The 23,536-nt window shown below is 50.6% G+C and carries 21 protein-coding genes; 14 read left to right on the top strand and 7 right to left on the bottom strand.

Annotated features, from left to right (window positions below; translation table 11 throughout):
* The first annotated feature begins 56 nt into the window (after positions 1-56).
* The gene (locus tag DYH27_RS00170; protein WP_029216423.1) at positions 57-1,046 is read left to right on the top strand and encodes an aminodeoxychorismate synthase component I; all 990 of its coding nucleotides are present in this window, start codon (positions 57-59) and stop codon (positions 1,044-1,046) included.
* Entirely contained in the window at positions 1,030-1,647 is a 618-nt protein-coding gene (locus DYH27_RS00165) for an aminotransferase class IV (RefSeq protein WP_025067018.1), read from the top strand. The genes DYH27_RS00170 and DYH27_RS00165 overlap by 17 nt, the downstream gene beginning before the upstream one ends.
* Positions 1,648-1,745: 98 nt before the next feature.
* Here DYH27_RS00165 and DYH27_RS00160 read toward each other — a convergent pair whose 3' ends face one another.
* Complete coding sequence (locus tag DYH27_RS00160; protein WP_029216424.1) at positions 1,746-3,068, bottom strand: reverse transcriptase family protein; 1,323 nt, start codon at positions 3,066-3,068, stop codon at positions 1,746-1,748.
* A 294-nt stretch (positions 3,069-3,362) separates the two neighbouring features.
* Between DYH27_RS00160 and DYH27_RS00155 the strand changes: the two genes are divergently transcribed.
* From DYH27_RS00155 to DYH27_RS00130, 6 genes are all read left to right on the top strand, one after another.
* Positions 3,363-4,562 (top strand): glycosyltransferase family 87 protein, encoded by a 1,200-nt coding sequence (locus DYH27_RS00155; protein WP_029216425.1) that lies wholly within the window; start codon positions 3,363-3,365, stop codon positions 4,560-4,562.
* A complete protein-coding gene (locus DYH27_RS00150) occupies positions 4,537-5,679 on the top strand; it encodes a glycosyltransferase family 4 protein (protein WP_029216426.1) in 1,143 nt (380 codons plus the stop codon). Before DYH27_RS00155 ends, DYH27_RS00150 begins: the two co-directional genes overlap by 26 nt.
* A gap of 147 nt (positions 5,680-5,826) precedes the next feature.
* The gene (locus DYH27_RS00145; RefSeq protein WP_025067021.1) at positions 5,827-6,906 is read left to right on the top strand and encodes a S41 family peptidase; all 1,080 of its coding nucleotides are present in this window, start codon (positions 5,827-5,829) and stop codon (positions 6,904-6,906) included.
* 212 nt (positions 6,907-7,118) lie between these two features.
* Positions 7,119-7,616 (top strand): RNA polymerase sigma factor, encoded by a 498-nt coding sequence (locus tag DYH27_RS00140; RefSeq protein ID WP_004354061.1) that lies wholly within the window; start codon positions 7,119-7,121, stop codon positions 7,614-7,616.
* A complete protein-coding gene (locus tag DYH27_RS00135) occupies positions 7,613-8,311 on the top strand; it encodes a DUF4974 domain-containing protein (RefSeq protein WP_029216427.1) in 699 nt (232 codons plus the stop codon). The genes DYH27_RS00140 and DYH27_RS00135 overlap by 4 nt, the downstream gene beginning before the upstream one ends.
* A gap of 6 nt (positions 8,312-8,317) precedes the next feature.
* Entirely contained in the window at positions 8,318-10,894 is a 2,577-nt protein-coding gene (locus DYH27_RS00130) for an outer membrane beta-barrel family protein (RefSeq protein WP_025067022.1), read from the top strand.
* 304 nt (positions 10,895-11,198) lie between these two features.
* Here the strand turns inward: DYH27_RS00130 and mutS are convergent, their stop codons facing one another.
* Positions 11,199-13,862, bottom strand: coding sequence for a DNA mismatch repair protein MutS (mutS, locus tag DYH27_RS00125; RefSeq protein ID WP_029216428.1), 2,664 nt, complete (start codon positions 13,860-13,862; stop codon positions 11,199-11,201).
* 115 nt (positions 13,863-13,977) lie between these two features.
* Here mutS and DYH27_RS00120 point away from each other — a divergent pair, with 115 nt between their 5' ends.
* Positions 13,978-14,964: a ketopantoate reductase family protein gene (locus tag DYH27_RS00120; protein WP_025067023.1), complete on the top strand. Its 987-nt coding sequence runs from the start codon at positions 13,978-13,980 to the stop codon at positions 14,962-14,964.
* 313 nt (positions 14,965-15,277) lie between these two features.
* On the opposite strand, the gene DYH27_RS00115 is transcribed toward DYH27_RS00120, so the two are convergent.
* The 4 genes from DYH27_RS00115 to DYH27_RS00105 all read right to left on the bottom strand — a co-directional run bounded on the left by DYH27_RS00115 (position 15,278) and on the right by DYH27_RS00105 (position 17,537).
* Entirely contained in the window at positions 15,278-15,601 is a 324-nt protein-coding gene (locus tag DYH27_RS00115) for a hypothetical protein (protein WP_025067024.1), read from the bottom strand.
* 62 nt (positions 15,602-15,663) lie between these two features.
* The gene (locus tag DYH27_RS00110; protein ID WP_025067025.1) at positions 15,664-16,737 is read right to left on the bottom strand and encodes a glycosyltransferase family 9 protein; all 1,074 of its coding nucleotides are present in this window, start codon (positions 16,735-16,737) and stop codon (positions 15,664-15,666) included.
* Positions 16,734-16,895, bottom strand: a complete 162-nt coding sequence (locus DYH27_RS13335) for a hypothetical protein (protein WP_155803257.1) — start codon at positions 16,893-16,895, stop codon at positions 16,734-16,736. Before DYH27_RS13335 ends, DYH27_RS00110 begins: the two co-directional genes overlap by 4 nt.
* 30 nt (positions 16,896-16,925) lie before the next feature.
* Positions 16,926-17,537, bottom strand: coding sequence for a DUF4254 domain-containing protein (locus DYH27_RS00105; RefSeq protein WP_025067026.1), 612 nt, complete (start codon positions 17,535-17,537; stop codon positions 16,926-16,928).
* 356 nt (positions 17,538-17,893) lie between these two features.
* On the opposite strand from DYH27_RS00105, the gene DYH27_RS00100 reads away from it, so the two are divergent.
* The 5 genes from DYH27_RS00100 (at position 17,894) to lgt (ending at position 22,769) form a co-directional block, all read left to right on the top strand.
* Positions 17,894-18,130 (top strand): acyl carrier protein, encoded by a 237-nt coding sequence (locus DYH27_RS00100; protein ID WP_004347843.1) that lies wholly within the window; start codon positions 17,894-17,896, stop codon positions 18,128-18,130.
* A gap of 89 nt (positions 18,131-18,219) precedes the next feature.
* Positions 18,220-19,482 carry a beta-ketoacyl-ACP synthase II gene (gene fabF, locus DYH27_RS00095; RefSeq protein WP_004354127.1) on the top strand — a complete coding sequence of 421 codons (1,263 nt, stop codon included), beginning with the start codon at positions 18,220-18,222 and terminating at the stop codon, positions 19,480-19,482.
* Entirely contained in the window at positions 19,472-20,542 is a 1,071-nt protein-coding gene (gene rnc / locus DYH27_RS00090) for a ribonuclease III (RefSeq protein WP_004353969.1), read from the top strand. Before fabF ends, rnc begins: the two co-directional genes overlap by 11 nt.
* 184 nt (positions 20,543-20,726) lie before the next feature.
* Positions 20,727-21,830: a redox-regulated ATPase YchF gene (ychF, locus tag DYH27_RS00085; RefSeq protein WP_029216429.1), complete on the top strand. Its 1,104-nt coding sequence runs from the start codon at positions 20,727-20,729 to the stop codon at positions 21,828-21,830.
* A gap of 96 nt (positions 21,831-21,926) precedes the next feature.
* Positions 21,927-22,769 (top strand): prolipoprotein diacylglyceryl transferase, encoded by an 843-nt coding sequence (gene lgt, locus DYH27_RS00080; RefSeq protein WP_004354094.1) that lies wholly within the window; start codon positions 21,927-21,929, stop codon positions 22,767-22,769.
* Positions 22,770-23,205: 436 nt separating this feature from the next.
* Here lgt and DYH27_RS00075 read toward each other — a convergent pair whose 3' ends face one another.
* Positions 23,206-23,526, bottom strand: a complete 321-nt coding sequence (locus DYH27_RS00075) for a heavy metal-binding domain-containing protein (protein WP_004354005.1) — start codon at positions 23,524-23,526, stop codon at positions 23,206-23,208.
* Positions 23,527-23,536 lie beyond the last annotated feature (10 nt).

Genomic DNA, 23,536 nt, shown 5'->3' with positions numbered 1-23,536 from the left:
TCTCCATCCATCCCCGCCTATCATCGCCTATCATCGCCCACCCCCTACAAAAGAATATGACACCATACAATCAAGAACACGCCATCCAGCGCATGAACACGCTGGCAAAGAACGGAAAAGGCTTTGTCTTCATCATCAACTACAAGGCCGACTGCGCCTATGTGGAAGAGACGGCGGCGGTCGATCCTTCCGAGCTGCTCTTTTCCTTTCCTGCGCTTGGCAACATACCTGAGGATGAGACCAGCACAGCCGGGCCGGTAGAGTGGTACACCGAGCCGCCCTCAAGGGAGGACTACGAACGGCGCATCAGCCTCGTGAAACAACGGGAGCGGGAGGGAGACAGCTATCTGGCCAACCTGACGTGCAGAATTCCTGTCCGTACCAACCTCTCGCTGCACGACATCTTCATGCGTTCAAAGGCGTTGTACCGCTGTTGGCTAAAGGACCGCTTCGTCTGTTTCTCTCCCGAGATATTCGTCCGTATCAACGGAGAAGGCGTTGTCAGTTCCTTTCCGATGAAGGGGACGATTGACGCCACACGCCCTGAAGCAGAGAAGGAGCTGATGGAAAACAGGAAAGAGGCCGCCGAGCACGCTACCATCGTCGATCTTATCCGCAATGACTTGAGCATGATAGCAGAGAAGGTGCAGGTGAAACGCTACCGGTATGTCGACCACGTGACGACGAACAAGGGCGAAATCCTCCAGACGAGTTCGGAGATTACAGGGCAGCTTTCTGCCGGCTACCGCGAGCATATCGGCTCCCTGCTCTTCCGCCTGCTCCCTGCCGGTTCCATCACGGGTGCCCCTAAACAGCGTACCATGGAGATCATCCATGAAGCCGAAGGTTACGAAAGAGGATTTTACACAGGTGTGATGGGATGTTACAGCAAAGGACAGCTGGACAGTGCGGTGATGATCCGCTTCATCGACCAGGACAGGGACGGACAGTTCTGTTACAAGGCCGGGGGCGGCATTACGGCACAGAGCAATAATGATGATGAATATAAAGAGGTGATAGAGAAGGTGTATGTCCCGATATATTGAAACGATGAGGGTTGTTGACGGACACGTCTGCAACCTTGTTTACCACGAGCAGCGGATGAACCGCACATACAGAGAGGCATTGGGGATGGCGGGCTGTGTGCGCATCGCTGATGTCCTGAAGTCTGTAAGCCTGCCCATGGGCTGCTCGAAGCTGCGCTTCGTCTATGACAAGGAGGGCATCCACGACCTTACCTGTATGCCTTATGCACCCCGGCAAATCAACTCCCTGCGCCTTGTCTACGACAACGGCATAAGCTATTCCTACAAGTGTGCAGACCGTTCCGCACTCGACAGGCTGAAAAAACGGCAAGGCGACTGTGACGAAATACTTATCATTCGTGACAATCACCTTACCGATACTTCTTATACCAACATCGCACTCTGCGACGGTGAACAATGGTTTACACCCGCTGCTCCGCTCCTTTGCGGCACCATGCGGCAGAGTCTGCTCGACAGCGGTCTGCTCCAGGAGCGTGATATTCTTGTCACCGACCTGCCCCGTTACCGGCAGATCAGTCTCATCAATGCCATGCTGCCTCTGGGAACAACCGTCCTGCCTGTCGACAGAATCATACAGAGAACAGATGCCGAGGACATCTGAAAGCAGTGAAGCAACAGGAGCAGCTCCTCTCTTTCACCAGCCCGGGAATAAGGAAGGCAAGCAAGTAACAGCCCCGACAGCCGCCTTTACCAGTAGGATCAACGTGAGCGGAAATACAGATAGGCCAGTATGATGGCGGCCCACATGGCGACCTTCAGGATGAATTTCAGAATGCGGTTGCCTTTTCTTTCAGGGCTGTAAATGTCGCGGGTACCGCTGCGGCGGTACCGTCCCGCAGTATTCTCTGTATAAAGACCGTCGTCGCCAGCCGGCCGCCTTCTGTGTGAATTTGGAACATACTCGCCCATATAGGCATTGTATTCCACATTCATGATTCCGTCTCTGTTCGCATCCCGCAGGGCAGCGTATCGGCCAGCAAGACGCTGGTAGAGCGGATCACTGGCTCCACGGATCATCTTCATATAGTTCAGCTTGCCGGCCAGAACCCTGTTGAGGGGTACATGATGCAGGTGTCCTTTGGTCTTTCCGTGCTGCAGCTTGTAGCTTTTCCACGCAGCCTTGCAGGCATTTTCATATCCGTAGCGTTCCCAGATATACAGCAGTGAACGCACTTCGCGGACGTAATGACGGCTTACGTTCACCTTCTCCGTTACCATCAAACCCGTTACCTCCTGCCGCCTTCCGCGCCGCTGCAGGTGGGTTTTCGCCTCATTCAGCCTGAATCCGTGACGCTCAACGATGGTCTTTATCTGCTGTACAAACGCTCCCTGAGGCCGAAGTATGTCCGCATCAGAACTGAAGGTGAGATCGTCTGCATAACGGGTGAAGGTGATGCTCTGTGCTGCGGCAACGTCCGCAATTTCCCGATCCATCTCCCGGCAGACGAAATTCGACAGTGTCGGTGATGTGGCGAAGCCCTGTGCCAGCACCTCCTGGCCTTCGTCTGTACGCACTGAAGCCAGCCCTGCGACAAGATCTGCAGCCACTGGCGAGAAACCGAGAGGCTCCGTCGTCAGGCAGTCGGCCACCTGCCGGCGTGTGATGGAGGGGAAGAAATCCTTTAGGTCAAGCCCCAGTACATAGCGTTTGCCTACGTGCGGACGGGCATTGTCCACTACGGAGCGTCCGCAGACGAAACCGTAGGCCCATGGAGTAGGGTCGTCGAAAGTCTGCAGCACAATGTTCAGCGCATGAAGAATATCACGCAGTTTTCCTTTCGGGGCGATGATTTCACGATATCCGCCGTGCTTCTTGCGGAGTCTGAAAGTCCGGCAGCGTCGTTGTGTATTATACGTGTTGGCGAAGAAACGCAGCTGTGCAGGACGACTCTTGGTGAAGCAGAATGCATCAAGCACCTCATTGAGAAGTGCAGAAAGCTCTTTCGGCTCGTTGAGCCATCGTAGCCGGCTGTCAAAGTCGGCTTTCGTAAATTCATTCCCGTTTACTGTTCTGGTTGCCATAGTGCATTGTTTTCAGACAAAAAAATAGGAACGCTGTAAGGGAATTACTTTTATTGAGAACCTTCGTTATCAATAAAATGATACTTCGTATCAAACTCCGGCGAATACGCCGGAAACTACTTCTAATTCTTTCAGACGTTCCTATCGGTGACAAAGATAGATGTTTTTTTCTATCTACCAAAACTTTTCCGCCATAAAAACGTGCCGATTCAGGGCTTTTGTCATTCTTTATTGCTACTTTTGCGCTGTCAAAGGCGTATGGAATGCAATGCAACAAAAACGAAACTAACGGTAATGAACGATAAAATCAAACGAATTCTGAGTCACCCCCTACTCACCGACCGCCGTGTGCTGCTGGGACTGTGGACGGTGCTGTCGCTGGCGGGGATGCTGAAACTGCACCGCAGCCACAACAACTTTCTCATCTTCAAGGGCGTATTCTGGCATACCGTCAACGGAACGTCGCTCTATGCCGCCTACCCGGCAGAGTATGATGACGTGAACCATTACGGCCCTCTTTTCTCCCTGATCATCGCTCCTTTCGCCGTTCTCCCGGAGTGGGCGGGCATGCTGCTGTGGCTTCTGTTCCTGTCGGGCTGGCTGTTTGCGGCAGTCTACTGGTCGGGGCTGCGGAAGAGCCAGCAGGTATACATCTACTGGTTCTGCGGCTTTACTCTGCTGACGGCACTGTTCATGCAGCAGTTCAACATCGCCATTGCCGCCATCATCCTGTCGTCGTTCTTTCTCATCGAGAAGGAGCATGAAGGATGGGCGGCTTTCTTCATCGTGCTGGGGACGCTGGTGAAACTCTACGGAATCGTCGGACTGGCATTCTTCCTCTTCTCACGCCACAAGGTGCGGCTGGTGGTCTGGCTGGCGGTCTGGACTGTTGTTCTTTTCCTTGCACCGATGGCCATCAGTTCACCTGCCTACATCATAGGGCAGTATCACGAATGGTTCAGCTGCCTCGTAGGAAAGAACACGGAGAACATCCATTCCTTTGCACAGAACATCTCTCTGTTGGGTCTGGTACGGCGCACGACAGGCAATATGGACTATTCCGACCTGTGGCTCATCCTCCCGGGCATGGTGCTCTTCGCCCTGCCTTACCTCCGCCGCCGGCAGTACCGGTATCTTGCCTTCCGCGAAACCCTCCTTGCCTCGGTGCTGCTCTTCGTGATACTCTTCAGTACGGGCAGTGAGGCAAGCGGCTATATTATCGCCCTCACAGGTGCCTGTATATGGTACACGGCTGCGCCCTGGAAGCGCGGGAAGTGGGCAGTGGCACTGATGGCATTTGTTTTCATACTGTCGGGAATGGGCAACTGCGACCTCTTCCCGAAGCACATACGTCACGACTACATCCAGGCTTACGCTCTCCGTGCCTTGCCGATAAGCATCCTCTGGTTCTGGCTCTGCTATGAATTAGGCTTCAGGGACTATGCCCCAACCGAAAAGATTACAGCCCATGAGAAAGAAGACAATAGGCTATGATGCCAAACGGATCGTAAGAAACGGAACAGGTCTGGGCAGCTACGGACGTACGCTGGTCAACGACCTTGCACCCATCATGCCCGACACGACCTTGCGGCTCTACGCTCCTGATGCCGGCCGCGACGACCTCCGCTGCCAGGTGCAGCCCAGGGAGAATGTGCGGTTCTGCTATCCCCGCCACCTTCATTTCCGTCTGCAGCGTGACTGGTGGCGCATGAAAGGTGTGGTGAAGGATCTCCGGCGCGATGGGGTGGAACTGTACCACGGTCTGTCGGGAGAACTGCCGGAAGGCCTTTCGGCGGCCGGCATTCCCGGAGTCGTCACCGTCCACGACCTTATCTTCCTGCGTCATCCGGAGTTCTACCCTGCCCTTGATGCCTTCTTCTATAAGCTGAAGTTCCGCAAGATGCTGCGGGAGGCAACGCGCATCATCGCCATCAGTGCGTGTACGAAGCGTGACATATTATATTATGGCGACTTCCCTGAGGACAGGATCGACCTGGTCTATCAGAGCTGCAGCACCCGCTTCAGCCAGTCCGTCAGCCCCTCCCTGCTGGTAGAGGCACGCCGGAAGTACCGGCTTCCGCAGCGTTATGTGCTGAATGTCGGTACGGTGGAGGTACGGAAGAACATCCTCCTGGGCATCCGGGCGATGGCAAAACTGCCAGCCGACCTGCATCTTGTCATCGTAGGCCGGCAGACGAAATACCAGAAACGGCTTGATGCGGAAATCAGAAGACTGGGCCTTGGCAATCGCATACACTTCCTGCAGGGTGTTCCCAACACCCTGCTCCCGGCTGTCTATCGGCAGGCGGAGGCATTTATCTATCCCTCCCGGTACGAGGGTTTCGGCGTACCTGTCATCGAGGCCATACAAAGTGGACTGCCGGTGGTGGCTGCAACGGGCAGCTGCCTGGAAGAGGCGGGAGGCCCCGACAGCCTGTATGTGGACCCGGACGATGCTGACGGATCTGCCGCCGCTGTGCTGTCAGCGATGGAAAACCGTACAGGAATGGTTGAGAGAAGCCGGCATTACGTCAGACGGTTCGAAAATCAGGATGTCGCTTCACAGGTCCTTGAAGTCTATGGGAAAGCCTTGGGAAAGATAAACAGGTGAAAAGGCAAGACGGTAAAACTACAGACCTACTGTTCCCGACCGTCTGGGAATGAAGTTCCCGGACGGTCGGGAATACGCCTCCCAGGCCTTGGGAACAGCATTCCCAAGCGGTCGGGAATGTCGGACGTAAATCTAAAAAAAGATATTATGAACTTGAAATCGTTTTTCGTATTCTTAGCTTTATACTGGATATTGCCATCATCTGCAACCTGTCCTGACAGCATAAACCATAATCTGCAGGATTATCAATATCTCACACAGTTTACAGAAGCCAATCTTGCCACTTTCCCATACATCAACGAAATGTACGGTAAGGAATATAGAAAACATAAAAAGGCAATCAGAAAACACCTGTTGAAAGGACAAGATATAGAGACCGCAACCTGTGATTACGTGTTCTGGTTCTTTTCTCAATTCGACACGCATTTTATTGTTGACCGGCATAAATTCTGGCAGGAATACGACCGAAAGGTGCATACCCAGTACAAGGAGAAAATGGAATATGATCCACAGCCGCTTGCCTGTAGGGTTGATTCGGATACGTATCTGGTAAGAATACCCTCCTGTGGCGGGCAGAATCCCACTTTTGCATGGGTTGACAGTGTAGCGCAGGTGTACAAAAAGACAGACTGTCCCTACCTGATCCTGGACATCCGAGGCAATACAGGCGGGAATGATGCAATCTGGGAACCTTTCTTTGAAATACTTGCAGATCATAAACCTACCAAGAGTTGGAAAGTGTTATTCAGATGCAGTCCTGCGAACATAGATGTACTGATGAAACAAGGGGACATAACCCTCGCTGAAAAAGCGAAGATATCAAAGTCACAGTTTATACCCTTAAACGAAGAAGAAAACGATGAGGAGATAACTTTCTTACCAAGCAAGTTCATCAAAGTTGCAATCCTTGTCGATAATAGAACAGCAAGTTCTGGAGAGACATTAGTCCGTTTTACTAAAGATTATTGCAACCGTGGGAAAATATATGGACAAGACAATACCAGCGGAGCCAACCTGTCGGGTAATGTAACCCCTTTCCGACTCCCACACAGCGGGATTACCTGCTATTACCCCACCTGTGTCGATGAAGATTTCGCTTTGCAAATTAAAAACAAAGAATTGGGTATCAAACCAGATGTAAAGATACCTATTCCACTTCCAACCTCTCTAAAAGACAACGTTGATACATGGGTGATATGGGTTGCACGGCATTTGAAGACGAACTGAAAAAAGCAAGTCCTTTTTTATGACCTGACAAAAGACAGCGTACCAAAGGAACAGACCCTTGCGGTTCACTTTGCTACGCTGTCTTCAAACTTTTATCCTGTCCCATAATACATAAATCCCACTTTAAAGACAATTTACGACATCAAGGGGTTGGGGAAATCCATCTTCATTCGTTATAAGGGTAAGAACAGAAAAAAAACGAATAGATATCTATGTCGAAAGAAGAAACCATTGAACACCTGTTCCGAATGCACTACGGTGCAATGTTCAGGCTGGCGGTGGCAATGCTGCATGATACTGATGAGGCAAAAGATGCCGTGAGCGAAGTGTTTGCACGGCTGTTCCGTGGCAATGCCCACCTGCCAGAGAAAGGAACAGACAGCTATCTGCTTGCAAGCGTGCGCAACCAGTGCCTGGACATCATCCGACAGAAACAGATGAGGGAGCGTGTCAATAAGCTGTTGACAACAGAAACCGAGCCTGACTTATCGCTCATACAGCACCAGACGGATCGCTACATGGCATTATTGGCCTTTGCAGACAGCAGGCTGACATCACAGACCCGTACTGTCTTCCGCCTGCGCTTTGACAAGCGACTGTCCTATAAAGCCATTGCAGAACAGACCGGCATCAGTGAAGCCGCCGTCTACAAGCACTTGGCAAAGGCGATCAGGAAAATGAAAGAACAATTTAACCCCAACCAGAAATGAAGAAAGATAGTTACGGACGGATGGAAAGGCTGCTTGACATGACAGAGCATCCTGACCGATATACTGACGAACAGCTGAACGAACTGTTGCGTGATGACGAGTTGCGGCAGACCTATCAGCTCCTGTCAGACGCTGCCGGTGCATACGAGTACGGACGGGCTTCCGATAAACTGACAGATGAGGTCATAGAAGAGGAATGGCACAAGCTGATGGAAAAGAAGTCTACTTCCAGACCTGTACACCATTATAACAGACAGATTGCAGCAGCAGTCATTGGTGTTCTCACTGTATCGGGAATTGCCTTGGCTGCGGTCAGTATTGTCAAAGGTGGCAGAAAACAGTTGGCAACGGATGCAGATGTTGCAGTCACAGACAAAATGGCCCATACTGAAACATTACGGGGAAAAGACTCAATACGCACAGCTTCCACATACAACAGGCGGCAAGAAACGGGAAAGGAGGCAGGGGAGACGGTTCTTTCCAGGCAGTTTGATAATGTCATGTTGCAGGACATTGTCCGGGAGATAGCCGGTTATTATGGGATAAGAACTGTCTGTCGTAACCCCGAAGCGGGACGGCTGCGCCTGCGCTTTCTTTGGAACAGAGACCAGAGCGTAGAACGTGCAGTAGAGACACTGAACAGCTTTGAAAAAGTACAGCTGACTTTGGCTGACAGTACAATCACCATAGAGTAAAGCACTATGAGAAAGCATCTCTTTCTTGGCATACTGCTGCTGATTGCCTGTGGCGTGCAGGCACAGCACATCACCCGGAACTACAATAAGACTCCTCTGCCGTATGTGCTGACCGACATTGACAATGCCAGCCAGCGGTACACAATCAACTTCATCTATAACGAATTAGAGGACTTTACAGTCACAGCGAACCTACGTAACCGCACCGTTCCCGAAGCGGTACGGGAGGTATTGGGCTTCTATCCCATGCGCATGACCGTCAGTGACAGTATTATCTTCGTAGAGTGTACGCAGAAATCACCAGCAAAGGTCATCGGACACGTTGTTGATCAGCACAGCCAGCCTGTACCGTTTGCCAATGTAGCTTTGTTGAATCCATCGGATTCCGGCTTCATCAATGGCGGAGTGACCAATAACGGAGGCGATTTTGTCATCCCCTGCAGTCAGCGGAAGGTCTTGCTGCGGGTTTCTTTCGTTGGATTCGCTACTTACTGTAAGCTGGTCAATGTCGGCAATATCGGTACCGTCCGTATGAAGCCAGATGCATACAGGCTGAAAGCTGTGACAGTAAAAGGGATGCGTCGGGTTATCAAAAATGATGTTGACCGGCTGCAATATCTTGTCGGCAATGACCCTTTCTCCAAGGGGATGAACGGTATAGAAGTGATGGGACGTGTACCGATGCTGACTGTCAGCGACGAGATCGTCAGCATCGTAGGCAAAGGCAGTACCCACATCATGCTTGACGGGCATATCCTTGAAATGACTGCCGATGCTGTCAAGGCAAAGCTCCGCAGCCTGAAGGCGGAAGATATTGAGCGTATAGAGGTAATAACCATTCCACCGGCAAAGTATAAGGCAGAAGCCAATGCGGGATACATCAACGTCGTCATGAAGCGTGACCAGTCGAAAGGGTGGAGTGGAAGTATCAGTGAGGAGGTGCAGCGGCAGTACCGTGGGCGGTATTTCCAGGATATAAACCTCAACTATGCCGGCAGGAAACTTGAGCTGTCCACAGGTCTGGGAATGTCTTTGGATAAAGTAATCAACGAGTCTTACTGTGTCTATGACTTCAAAGACGGTCATCAGCGCAGTACAAGAAAGCGGACCATAGCCCCCTGGCCGTCGTATAATGCAGATGCCATCGTGAAATATCATGCCACCCGACGGTTGGAACTGGGTGTTATGGCATCAGTCTATGCCGACCACACATCTCCCCGGCACACGTTTGTTTCAATCAACAAGGACACGACATTTACGACAGCTCATGCCCCGGCTGTCTGGAACGACAACGTAAGTACGACACTGTATGCAGAATACAGGCTCGATTCATTAGAGAAGACTGTCAGCCTGAACTATAACATCTTCAACAGCAATGCCCCCACGCAAAGCGAGAACGTGTCGGTAACAAACGGGATGACCGAATCGCTGCGCAATGAAAGCAAGGCAAAATACCAGATAAACGCCTTGAAACTTGATTTTTCCCTGCCTTTCAAGCATCTCTATATGGAGACAGGGGCATCTTTCTCTGCCATCTGCAACAAGACAAGTCTGATGCTGGAGAACTTTGCCAACGGACAGTGGAAGTACAATGCGGCCGAAAGCAATGAATTTCTGTACAAAGAGCGAACCCTTGCAGCCTATCTATCGGTAAAGAAACAGCTCACGGAAAAGCTTCAGGTGCAGGCCGGATTACGCTACGAACATACATGGACGGAAAGCAACCAGCTCACACAGGGACAGATCAGCCGCAGTCATTACGGACGCTTCTATCCCACGCTGCACCTGAACTGGCAATTGAAAGGGAATCAGAATCTGGCATTTGCTGCCAACTGGGGGATAGAACGACCCGATTTCAACGACCTCAATCCTTTCCGTATCTATACATCCACCACTGATTACATGACAGGAAACCCTTATCTCGCAGCTGCCTATACCCGCAACATGGAGATAAACTATAGCAATGGGAAAGGACTTTATGCCGTTCTCTACAGCAGTCATGCCAAAGGGGAGACAGGCTGGAGAACCACATTCCTCGCAAACGGAAGTCAGGTAACCGGTCCCTATGACGGCCTGCGCCATGAAAAGACCGGTGTCTATGCCAATTATAACCGTAATGTGCTGGCATGGATGAACCTTAACATAGGAGGAGAAGTATATTACTATGATTCCCATTCCGATTATCAGACAGACGTGCTACAGATAAATGGATGGGGCAGGCGGGCTGAAGGTTCGCTCTCGTTCCTGCTCAACCGGCAGAAGACGCTCATTGCCGAGATCAACTATCGGCACTGGTTCCGGGAATATTTTGCACAGACTCAAAGTGATCCTCATGCTTACCTGCGGATGAGCCTTAAATACAGCTGTCTGGACGACCGCTTGAAAATGGGTCTTACCATTGGCGATCCCTTTCATCAGAATATCAACCGGAACACCATATTCTACCAGGAGTACACCAACACGAACCGATTTGACAATCATTCCCGGTATATCGGATTCCGTGCTGCATGGTCATTCGGCGGCAGGCAGGTCCACCGCACCTACCATGACAACCGTGATACGGAATCTCAGCGCGCAAAGTAGAGAAGAGAGCATAAATGACAGGAGTTATAATGCTCTTTATAATTTAGTCGTTATCATGATGTAAGTATCAAGAATGTTTGCTGTCATTTTAACATTCCCAACCAACTGGCAGTATACTAAATATTTATAAGCCTATGCCGGATGACAGGAATGACAGTAATTTTTTTCCGGGAAATTATTCATTCAGAGAACCGGTAATATGTGGCTGTGAAAATATTGATGAGATAAGACTTAATCAACTTTTCATATACCTGCCAATTCTTGCAAGTTCTTCAAAAACTTGCAAGAATTAGCAGATGTTTAGTTACTGGCCTTTCAGTATTTTCTTAATGTCATTCAGCTTGTTGAGGGCTTCAACAGGCGTAAGGTTGTTGACATCCAGACCGAGAATCTCGTCACGGATCTGCGTGAGGACAGGATCGTCGAGCTGGAAGAAGGAGAGCTGCACGCCTTCCCTGCTCTGGTCAAGCCGCTCAACGGCAGCCTTGCCGACACCCCCCACCTGCGCATTATCCGTTTCAAGCTCCTTGAGAATGACGTTCGCACGCTTGACAATGGAGCGTGGCATGCCCGCTATCTCGGCGACATGAATACCGAAGGAATGCTCGCTGCCGCCCGGTTCCAGCTTGCGGAGGAAGATGATCTTGCCGTCGACTTCCTTTACAGAGACGTTGAAGTTCCTGATACGTGGGAAGCTCTTCTCCATCTCGTTCAGTTCATGGTAGTGCGTGGCGAAGAGGGTACGTGCCTGTGCACGTGGATGTTCGTGCAGATACTCCACGATGGCCCATGCAATGCTGATGCCGTCGTAGGTACTTGTGCCGCGTCCCAGTTCGTCGAAGAGGACCAGCGAGCGTGGAGTGACATTGTTAAGGATGTTCGAGGCCTCTGTCATCTCCACCATGAAGGTAGACTCCCCCAGTGAGATGTTGTCCGAAGCCCCCACACGTGTGAAGATTTTGTCCACCATCCCGATGCGTGCCCGTTCGGCCGGGACGAAGCAGCCTATCTGCGCCAGGAGCACGATGAGTGCCGTCTGCCGCAGCAGTGCCGACTTGCCTGCCATGTTCGGACCCGTTATCATCATGATCTGCTGGTGTTCCGTATCAAGCAGCACATCGTTAGGCACGTACTGTTCGCCTATCGGAAGCTGTGTCTCAATCACCGGGTGGCGACCCTGCTTGATGTCCAATACCTCCGAACCGTCTACCACCGGGCGTACATACCGCTGCTGCTGCGACACCTTCATGAACGAAAGCAGACAGTCGAGATGGGCAATGAGGTTGGCATTGATCTGTATCTGCGGAATGAACTCCTGCATATCCTGTATCAGTTCCATGAAAAGCTGCCCCTCCATCGCCAGTATCTTCTCGTCAGCACCCAGTATCTTCTCCTCGTACTCCTTGAGTTCGGGTGTGATGTAACGCTCTGCCTGCGCCAGTGTCTGTTTGCGGATCCAATCCTCCGGCACCTTGTCCTTGAACGTATTGCGTACCTCTAAGTAATAGCCGAAAACGTTGTTGAATCCTATCTTCAGGGAGGTGATACCCGTCTGTTCTGCCTCTTTCTCCTGAATCTCCAGCAGATACTGCTTGCCGTTGTCACGGATAGAGCGCAGCTCGTCGAGCTGCCGGTCATACCCCGGTGCTATCACGTTGCCTTTCGCCGCCAGCTGCGGCGGGTCGGGCTGTATCTCCTTTTCTATTCTGTCACGCAGGGACTCGCAGAGGTTCAGCTGTTCGCCGATCCTTTTCAGCGTCTCGCTCTTTGCATAAAGACAGGCTGTCTTCACTGGCTGGATAGCCATGAGGGCGTTCTTCAGCTGCACTACCTCACGTGGTGACACCCGGCCGACAGCTACCTTTGAGATGATACGCTCCAGGTCGCCGATGCGGTGGAACTGCTCATCGATGCATTCGCGGAAATCTGGCTCACGGAAAAGATAGTCCACTACGTCCAGCCGCTCATTGATGGGTTTTGCATCCTTCAGCGGAAAGACCATCCAGCGGCGCAGCATACGTCCGCCCATCGGCGTGACGGTATTGTCGATGACATCCAGAAGTGATGCCCCGTCTTCGTTCATCGGTGCAATCAGTTCCAGGGATCGGATGGTAAAGCGGTCCATCCGCACGTACTTGTCTTCTTCAATACGTGCCAGCGAAGTGATGTGGTTGATGTGGGTATGCTGTGTTATCTCCAGATACTGCAGGATGGCGCCTGCTGCAACAACGCCGTTATGCAGGTGGTCAACGCCGAATCCCTTGAGGTTCTTCGTGCCGAAATGCTTCAGGAGCTTCTGGCGCGCTGTCTGGTCGGTAAACACCCAGTCGTCCATTTCGAACGTGCAGAGCCGTGTGCCGAAGTATCGTTCAAAGTCCTGTTTCTTCGCACGGTCGAAGAGTACCTCCTTGGGTTGGAAGTTGCCCAGCAGCTTCTCGACGTAATCAAAGGTGCCTTCACCCGTCAGGAACTCACCGGTAGATATGTCTAAGAAACTTACCCCACAGGCACCTTTACCGAAATGTACCGCTGCAAGGAAGTTGTTTTCCTTGTAGTTCAGCACGTTATCGCTCAGGGCGACCCCTGGAGTGACAAGTTCGGTGATGCCACGCTTCACCATCTTGTCCATTGCCGAAAGTCCTTTTTTCCCTTTGATGGCCTCGCGTTTCTTCTTCGGATCCTCAAGCTGGTCGCAGATGGCCACTCGCTTTCCGGCACGGATGAGTTTTGGCAGATAAGTATCGAGGGCATGATGCGGGAACCCGGCCATCTCTATTGAATCGCAGTTTCCTCCGTTGTTACGGCGTGTAAGGGTGATACCGAGTATCTTTGCCGATTCCACGGCATCCTCACCATACGTCTCGTAGAAGTCGCCGCAGCGGAAAAGCATCAGGGCACCCGGGTGCTGTGCCTTCATCGAGAAGAACTGCTTCATCATCGGAGTCAGTCCCTTGTCGTCCTTTGCCATGTCTTTTACTTCCTTATTAAGTCTGTTTCCTATTTTATCCTTAGACTTACAAAATTACAAAAATAAGGAGGAAAGCCCAAATAATTAATTACCTTTGTCAAAAATAAACACAAACATGGATATATTGATTATAGGATTAGGAGTTATCGGAACAACTTATGGTTCTGTTTTTAAAGAAGCTGGTCACAATGTTGAACATTACATTCGGGAAGGAAGTAATAAAAAAGACGTAACCAATATTGAAGTTACGTTATTAGACGGAAGAAAATCATCTAAAGGTATTCAAGTCAAGAGTGAGTATACGGTAAATCCACACTCAAAAAAAGAATATGACATGATTTTCATAAGTATTTCACAAGGAAAGATTGCCAATGTGATGGAGATACTGCAAAAAGAAGCATTCAAAGGAACAATACTCTTGTGCTGTAATCTATGGTATGACAAGCAATATCTTGACGGTATCATGCAAGGATACGATTATGTCTTAGGCTTTCCCGTTGCAGGAGGTTGCATAAGAACAAAAAGAGAAGAGCTGGTTGCAAAGGCTGAACTTGATTGTTGTTTATTCGATCATTTCATGATAGAGTCTGAAAACAAGACAACAATATCAAATTACAAGGCTGTCTGCAATCTATTCAAGTCTTGTAATATCAAACTTGAGAACCCTTATAATATGCTGGAGTGGATATGGATACACATGGCTGTCAATGCAGCAGTCATCTCGGTTATCGGGAAAAATGGAGATATAAATGACAGCACAGCTTCAGTGCATAAACTTATGAACTCTCTAAAGCTATTGACAACTGTCATAAAAACCATTCGTGAGACAACAAAAATAGCAGCTTCACGTGGCATCAATATGAAATATTACAGAAATGAATTATGGGTATATAAACTACCGGCTCAGCTTTCAGCTATTTTCATGAAACGTATGTTTGCCACAAATAATCTTACAAGAAGGATTATGGAACTACATGGGAACATTGATGACTTGCAGTATATCTGCAATAGCGTATATAACGAAGGAAAAACGAACAATGTTCCAGCCCCTGTTTTCTATCAGTATTTAGAGGATATTAGAAGAAAAATAATCGAAAGGTAAAAGAAATATAAGGAAGGAAAGGAAGCAGCTTTTTAATCTCTGTCTGATACCAGATGGTAAGGTTATCTTCGTCCCTTTCATTTCTGAAAAGCTATCACGCACAAAATTATTTTCATGAAAGAAAATGTTTTTCTTCACGAAAAGAAATATTTTTCTTCATGAACAGAAATATTTTTTTTCATGAAAATAATTCCGTCAAGGCTGATTATCGGCTGAAATAAGGATGGGAGATCAGGAGAGGAATTGTCTTTTCCGGTGTTTACAGTTACTGTTTCTGTATTATAAAATCACCTTACCGTACTGCTTGATAAAGTTATTCGTTTTCTAATTGCTCTTCAGTAACCTTTGGAGCTATGAATTTGACAGCTTCCCTAAAAGCACTTACGGAGCTGATTTTTCGCTTTCTTATTTCATCACTTGACAGCAAATTAGCCTTGTTTCCTTTATGTTCAATAAGGATAAAGGCCAAGTCATCATAGCGCACACGTAGGCTGTCGGGCACTATCTGATGATAGGCTTTCCTGCATTTCTCCTGTTTTGTAAAGGAATCTGCACGTGAGCAGAGAAAGACGATGCGGTCGTCAATTTTGTAATAGTGCGAAGGATACATATCATCAACAGACCATTCTCCACCCATAAACGCATCATGATAAGCCGGGTGGATTATAAAGACGTCATTGTTGATATCGACACCATTTGTTATAACACCATGGTCTTCTGTCCCGACAGTAATCCTGCTTCGATGCGTTGTACGATTTCTTCAGGCAGGATATTGTTCATACAGGCGAAGTCGCCACGATGGCAGGGTCTGTTGCCGAAGACGGAACAGGGACGGCAGGGCAGGGGGGTAATCTGCACGGCATCCTCCGCCTTCTGGTTCCATCCCATGAATCCGCAGTAAGGGTGTGTTGCCCCCCATACGCTTACGACCCTCGTACCGGTGAGGGAGGTCAGGTGCATGTTGGCACTGTCCATGGAGAGCATGGTGTCGAGGTGGCTCATGAGGATGAGTTCCTGTTCCAGTCCTTTAAGGGCATTGGCAACGCATAGACATTGCGGAAACTCTGCTGCCCAGCCGTTCAGCACTTCAATTTCCTGTCTGCCACCGCCGAAGAGGAAGATGCGCCAGGAAGGATGCTGTTTTGTGAGCAGAGAGATGACCTTTCCCATCTTCTCCTGTGGATACATCTTGCCGGCATGGGCAGCGAAGGGTGCGATGCCGATCCAGCATTCATCAGGCTGTTTTACACCTATTATATTAGGGAGGTTCCGGAGGTCGCCGCCTTCCTGTGGGAAGATACTCTTGAAATCAGGTTTGACAGGATAGCCCAGCTGTCCGAGCACATCCGCATAGTTGTGGAAGGAGGTGGGCTGCTGTGCGAACACCTTGTTCTCTTTCCGGCACAGCTGTCTTTTCCCTTTCTTGTGTTTGTTGATATGTGCCACAGGATAGCCGCCAAGAAGGAAGCGCAGGCGGAGGTAACGTGTGCGGAGAACATTGTGGAGGTCGGCCACGGCAGTGGGCTGCTTGGCAATCAGACGGCGGTATAGCCTGTTGAGGCCTGCCAGCCCCTTGTATTCTCCTTTCAGGTCAGCCGCCATGAAGCATACGTTCGGTGCAAGGTCCTGGAAGAAAGGCTGTGCGAAAGGACGGGAAAGAACGCTGATCCTCACATCGGGATACTGTCTCGCAAGCGAGTAGACGATGGGAACTGTCATGGCGACATCGCCCATGGCCGAGAAACGGATAATAAGGAGGTGTGGGGTCTTCATAGGATGATGGGCGGTGACGAGAGGCTGTAGGCGGTGATAGGCGATGAAGGGCGGTGATAGGCGGTGATAGGCGGTGATAGGCGGTGATAGGCGGTGATGATTCTGCCCAAGTTATCCCCCTGACAAGACCCCTCATCGGTGATTACTCCCCTCTCCATTCGGAGAGGGGTTGGGGGTGAGGCTTAGGCTTACTTCTTCTTGTTATTATAAAGTATCGGGTTTGTCGCAGGGTCGTTGTACATCTTCATCTGTCGGTACACTTTCATGTACTTCCGTCCGTGCTGGATGTCATCGAGCAGCTGGTCGATGGCGAGGCTGAGGTCCTTCTGCTGTTCGAGGAGGATGTTCAGTTTCGACCTGCATTTCTCGATGTGTTCGGCCGGTGCATCCGTGCGTTCGGTCTGCTCCTTCATGTGGTAGATTTTCAGTGCCAGAATCGACAGCCGGTCTACCGCCCATGCCGGACTTTCCGTGTTGATGGTTGCCTCGGGCAAGGGTGCCACATCTGAGTAGAGCTGACGGAAGTAGGAGTCGATCTGCTCCACAAGGTCAGTACGGTCCTGGTTGGACCGGTCGATGCGGTGTTTCAGGCTCATTCCGTTCTCCGGGTTGATGTGCGGGTCACGGATGAGGTCCTCGAAATGCCACTGGACTGTGTCTATCCAGCACTTCAGGTAGAGCCGGTTCTCGATGGAATCCCTGTCATAAGGGTTACTGATGGGGGTATCTACATTATCCGTGATGTGGTAATCGCGGATTGCCTGATTGAAAATCTCGTTACAATGCTCTGTAAATGACATTCGGTTTTTATTTTTCTGTTTATTTTGCAAATATATAGTAAAATCCTTAAAGCGCAAAATAAATACCGTTGTTTTTCTTTGTAAGAAATCCAGGGAAACCTTGCCGGACGGCGTACTGCACCAGACAGGCAACAGCATGGCAGGATAATTAAAGGTTTGAATGAACTGATATAATCATTTGATTTGTCGCCAGATAAAGTAGCAAAATGCTTAAAAAGCTGCACAAATACATATACTATGTGCAGTTAAATGTGCTTTTTTGAGTAAAAAACTTGCATACATCGAAAAAAAACAGTTCCTTTGCAAGCGCATTTTAGAATTTGGAAATCAATATTAAACAATTAAAACTTACAATTATGTCAGAAATTGAATCAAAGGTAAAGGCTATTATCGTAGATAAGCTCGGTGTTGACGAGGCTGAAGTAAAGCCTGAAGCAAGCTTCACAAATGACCTCGGTGCTGACTCACTGGACACAGTAGAGCTCATCATGGAATTCGAGAAGGAGTTCGGTATCTCTATTCCGGACGATAAGGCTGAGAAGATCGCTACCGTAGGCGACGCAATCTCTTATATTGAGGAGAACGCAAAGTAAGCGTCTGCTCAAGATAAAAGTACCAAGCAAAGCCTATCCCTTTGCTTGGCTTTTTTTTAGCTTTACTTTTTTAGTTTATATTTCAACGCATGGAATTAAAAAGAGTAGTCGTAACAGGTCTGGGTGCCGTTACTCCGTTGGGTAACACTCCTGAGGAGACCTGGCAGAACATGCTGGCAGGGAAGAGCGGTGCAGCTCCTATTACAAGTTTCGATACAACCCAGTTCAAGACGCAGTTCGCCTGTGAGGTCAAAGGCCTGAACATCAATGATTACATTGACCGCAAGGAGGCCCGCAAGCTCGACCGCTACACCCAGCTGGCAATGATCAGCGCCATCCAGGGTGTAAAGGATGCGGCAATCGACCTGGAGACGGCCGACAAGAACCGCATCGGTGTCATCTATGGTGTGGGCATCGGCGGTATCAAGACCTTCGAGGATGAGGTGAGCTACTATGCAACCCATCCGGAGAACGGTCCCAAGTTCAATCCTTTCTTCATCCCGAAGATGATTGCGGACATCGCAGCTGGACAGATCAGCATCCACTTCGGATTCCACGGTCCTAACTATACGACGACCTCCGCCTGTGCTTCTTCGAGCAATGCGCTGGCAGCTGCATTCAACCAGATCCGTCTTGGCAAGGCCGACATTATCGTCAGCGGTGGTGCTGAGGCTGCCATCTGCGCCTGCGGTGTAGGTGGTTTCAACGCCATGCACGCCCTGTCTACACGCAACGACGACCCGGAACACGCTTCCCGTCCGTTCTCTGCAAGCCGCGACGGCTTCGTGATGGGTGAGGGTGCCGGCTGCCTGATTCTCGAGGAGCTGGAGCATGCGAAAGCCCGCGGTGCCCGGATCTATGCTGAGATGATCGGTGAAGGTGAGTCGGCTGATGCCTATCACATCACTGCTTCTCACCCGGAAGGACTCGGTGCCAAGCTCGTCATGAAAGCAGCTCTTGAGGATGCAGGTCTGAAGCCGGAGGACATCGACTATATCAACGTCCACGGTACATCTACCCACGTCGGTGACATCTCCGAGGCGAAAGCCATCAAGGAGCTGTTCGGTGAGGCTGCCTACAAGCTGAACATTTCTTCTACCAAGAGTATGACCGGGCACCTCCTCGGTGCGGCAGGTGCCGTAGAGGCCATGGCGTGTGTACTGTCTGTCAGAAACGACATCGTTCCTCCTACCATCAACCACAAGGAAGATGACAAGGATCCGGAACTGGACTACAACCTGAACTTCACGTTCAACAAGGCCCAGAAACGCGAGGTACGTGCTGCGCTCAGCAATACCTTCGGTTTCGGCGGCCACAATGCTTGTGTTGTATTCAAGAAGTATGCTGAATAATATTATTGACAGGATAAGGCTCCCTTTCCGCAAGGAGAAGGAGCTTTATCTGTCCTTGTACCAGATCATCGGCATCATTCCACACGATATCACTTATTACAAGACAGCACTCCTGCACAAGAGCGTCGCACGGCGTAATGCAAAGGGTAAGCCTGTAAACAATGAACGGTTGGAATTCCTTGGCGATGCCATCCTTGATGCCATCGTCGGCGACATTGTCTACGAACATTTCCCGGGGAAGCGGGAAGGTTTCCTTACCAATACACGTTCGAAGATCGTACAACGCGATACGCTCAACCGGCTGGCAAAGGAGATGGGTATCAACCAGCTGATTCTCTCCAACGGCCACTCGTCTTCACATAACAGTTATCTGGGAGGAAATGCCTTTGAGGCGCTGGTCGGCGCACTCTATCTCGACCATGGTTACAATGCCTGCATGAAGTTCATGAAGACCCAGATTCTCGGTGAACTCATCAACATTGACAAGGTGGCCTACAAGGAGGTGAACTTCAAGTCGAAGCTCATTGAATGGAGTCAGAAGAACAAGGTGAAGATGGAATTCAAACTGATTGAGAACCAGAAGGACAAGCAGGGAAGCCCTACTTTCTACTTTCAGGTACTCATGGAAGGGCTGCCATGCGGTGAGGGGCGCGGCTACTCGAAAAAGGAAAGCCAGCAGGAGGCTTCCAAACTGACACTCCAGCGTCTGCGCCGCGAACCGCAGTTCATCGACGAGGTGTTCTCGGCCAAGGCCAGCCGCACGAAGATGGAGGAAGAGCCGGTGCTGGACGTGCCGGAAACATCGCAGGATATGAACTTCATCGTGGGTGCGGAGACTGAGATGGAGAAGCACGAGAACCCCTTCCAGGAAGAAGTCTTCGACGAGAAGTCGTCGGCTGCCGATGAGAAGGGGTATGGGAAGGCGACCGGTTCAGAGAAAGCGGAATCCGGCAAGACAGCCTGCGACCATGATTTCCCCGATGGATCTTTACCACAGGGAAACGACAGGGAGGCCATCATCGCCGCTGCTGAGGCAGAAGCCTTTGAGGCGGAGATGTAGACGATGATAAGCGATTATAAATGGGGATAGGCGATAATGAGTTGCCCTAATCCCCATTACCTAATTTATCCCCGCTTACAATCGCCTATCCCTCACAGGTCATCATCGCTTATCCCCGCCTATCATCGCTTATCTCAAATAAATTGTGTACTTTTGCACCAGAGATATAAACGTTTATTTAAGCATGGCATTAAAATGTGGTATAGTAGGACTGCCGAATGTCGGCAAGTCCACGCTTTTCAACTGTCTGAGCAGTGCCAAGGCACAGGCAGCCAACTTCCCATTCTGTACGATTGAGCCGAACCTCGGTGTCATCACTGTTCCTGACGAGCGGCTGAACAAGCTGGCGGAGATTGTCCATCCGGGACGCATCGTTCCTGCTACCTGCGAGATTGTCGATATAGCAGGACTTGTAAAGGGTGCTTCAAAGGGTGAAGGGCTGGGCAACAAGTTCCTTGGCAACATCCGTGAGTGCGATGCCATCATCCATGTCGTCCGCTGCTTCGAGGATGACAACGTGGTACGAGAGGGCGGCATGGCTGTCAATCCGGTTGAGGATAAGGAAATCATAGACACCGAACTGCAGCTCAAGGACCTCGAAACCATCGAGGCGCAGCTCTCGAAACAGCAGAAGGTAGCCGCTGCGGGTAATAAGGACGCCAAGCTGATGGTGTCTGTCCTGGAGGCTTATAAAGAAGCATTGGAGCAGGGGAAGAACGCCCGCAGCGTGGAGTTTGACAGCAAGGAGGAACAGCAGGCCGCCCACGACCTCTTCCTCCTGACGACAAAACCGGTGCTTTATGTCTGCAACGTCGATGAGGACAGTGCCAAGACCGGCAACGAATACAGCCGGCAGATTGAGCAGATTGCTGCCGAGGAGGGAGCGGAGGCCATGATCATCGCTGCCAAGACCGAGGAGGACATTGCGTCTCTCGATAGCTACGAGGACAAGAAGATGTTTCTGGAAGAGCTCGGGCTGGAGGAGAGCGGCGTGAGCCGGCTCATCAAGAAGGCCTACCACCTGCTGAACCTCCAGACCTTCATCACCGCCGGAGAGATGGAGGTAAAGGCCTGGACCTTCCACAAAGGCTGGAAAGCTCCGCAGTGTGCCGGCGTCATTCACACCGACTTTGAGAAGGGTTTCATCCGTGCGGAGGTCATCAAGTACGACGACTACCTCAGGTATGGTTCAGAGGCTGCCATTCGCGAAGCCGGCAAGCTCGGTATTGAAGGCAAGGATTACGTGGTGCAGGACGGCGACATCATGCACTTCAGGTTCAACGTATAGCGTCTTCCCCTCCATCCCTTCTCCAGACCGACGGTCACCGGCCGAATGCACCGGGGAGGGGTTCGAGGATGAGGCTGTTCTGATTTCTTTTATCTTATGAACAATCTACTTTACATCGTCTGGCAGCCCGAAGAGGTAATCTTCCGCATCGGCTCGGTTCCTGTCCGCTGGTACGGAATGTGCTGGCTCGTGGGACTTGTCCTGGGTTATTTTCTGATGCAGTGGCTCTACAGGCGGCACAAATTCCCTGACGAGAAGTTCGACCCGCTTTTCCTCTATGTCTTCTTCGGCGTACTGGCAGGTGCCCGGTTGGGTCACTGTCTCTTCTATGAGCCGCAGGACTTCCTTACTTCATGGGACGGATTCCTCTCCATCTTCATTCCTTTCCACCACCTTGCCGACGGATCGTGGAAATACGTGGGCTATCAGGGGCTGGCATCCCACGGCGGAGTGGCCGGACTGCTCATCGCACTCTACCTCTACATCCGCCGGTCGGGGATGAATACCTGGGTGGTGCTCGATTTCTTCGGCATCTGCTCGGGCATCACGGCCTGTTTTATCCGGCTTGGAAACCTGATGAATTCGGAAATCATCGGTAAGGTGACGGACGTGCCGTGGGCGTTCATCTTCTACAATGTCGACACCCACCCGCGCCATCCCGGGCAGCTCTATGAAGCCATTGCCTACCTCGTATTCTTCGTTGTCATCTTCCTGATTTACCGGAAACATCCGGAGAAGGTCGGGACAGGGCTCTACTTCGGTCTCTGCCTCACGCTTATTTTCACTTTCCGTTTCGCCATCGAATACACCAAGGAAGTGCAGGAAGCCTTCGAGGCAGGCTTGCCCATTGACATGGGACAGATCCTCAGCCTTCCGCTCATCGCTATAGGTGTGTGGGCCATCCTGCGGTCGAGGGGAAAAGAATACAGGAGGCAGTAACAATCCGTCAGACTGTCATCGCTCTGTTCTGGATGATTACGGTTCCGGTAAACATTCCCTGTATAAGTCAGTCATGGGCACATCTTGATATATATTGTATTGACAGGAATATGACTTTCTTACCCTTTCCTGCCTGTGTGTTGGTGTCCATCTCGGGTGGTGTCGTCGGCAGACACCAATGGTGTGAGCCCCCGACACCCTACGAGTTTTTGCCGGGTTGTGAAGCTGCTTGCAGTTTAAAAGCCGACAAAACTTATCGGATTGGGGACTTATCTTGCCGAAAGCAATATAGGATTGTCTGCCTAAGGGAGATGCCGTATGGGAAATCAGGCCATTTAAGTTTTATCGGACAGCAATAACTCTGAATAAGTGCCAGAATTGAAAAAGGTGTGTCGGAAATATTCCAGCACACCTTTTTAGATTCTTCCTGTTCATTTTATTCAATTCTCACCGCCGTACCGGAGCACGTCACCATAAGCATCGAGCTGCCCTGTCCGACAGTTTCATAATCGAGGTCGATGCCGACAATGGCGTTGGCTCCCAGCTCTTCCGCCCGCTGCATCATCTCCTGAAGTGACGTGTCCTTGGCTTCACGGAGCACTTTCTCGTAGGCACCGCTGCGCCCGCCGATGAAGTCGCGGATGCCGGCAAGGAAGTCCTTGAAAACGTTTGCACCGATAATGGTCTCGCCTGTTACCAGTCCTTTGTACGCTTGGATGGGATGACCTTCAATGGTCGGAGTTGTCGTGATAATCATAAGATTTTGT

Source organism: Prevotella denticola, from assembly GCF_900454835.1.
In the GTDB taxonomy this organism is placed as follows: Bacteria; Bacteroidota; Bacteroidia; order Bacteroidales; family Bacteroidaceae; genus Prevotella; species Prevotella denticola.
The sequence above is the reverse complement of the archived record's forward strand: the minus strand, read 5'-3'. Positions and strand labels throughout refer to the sequence as shown.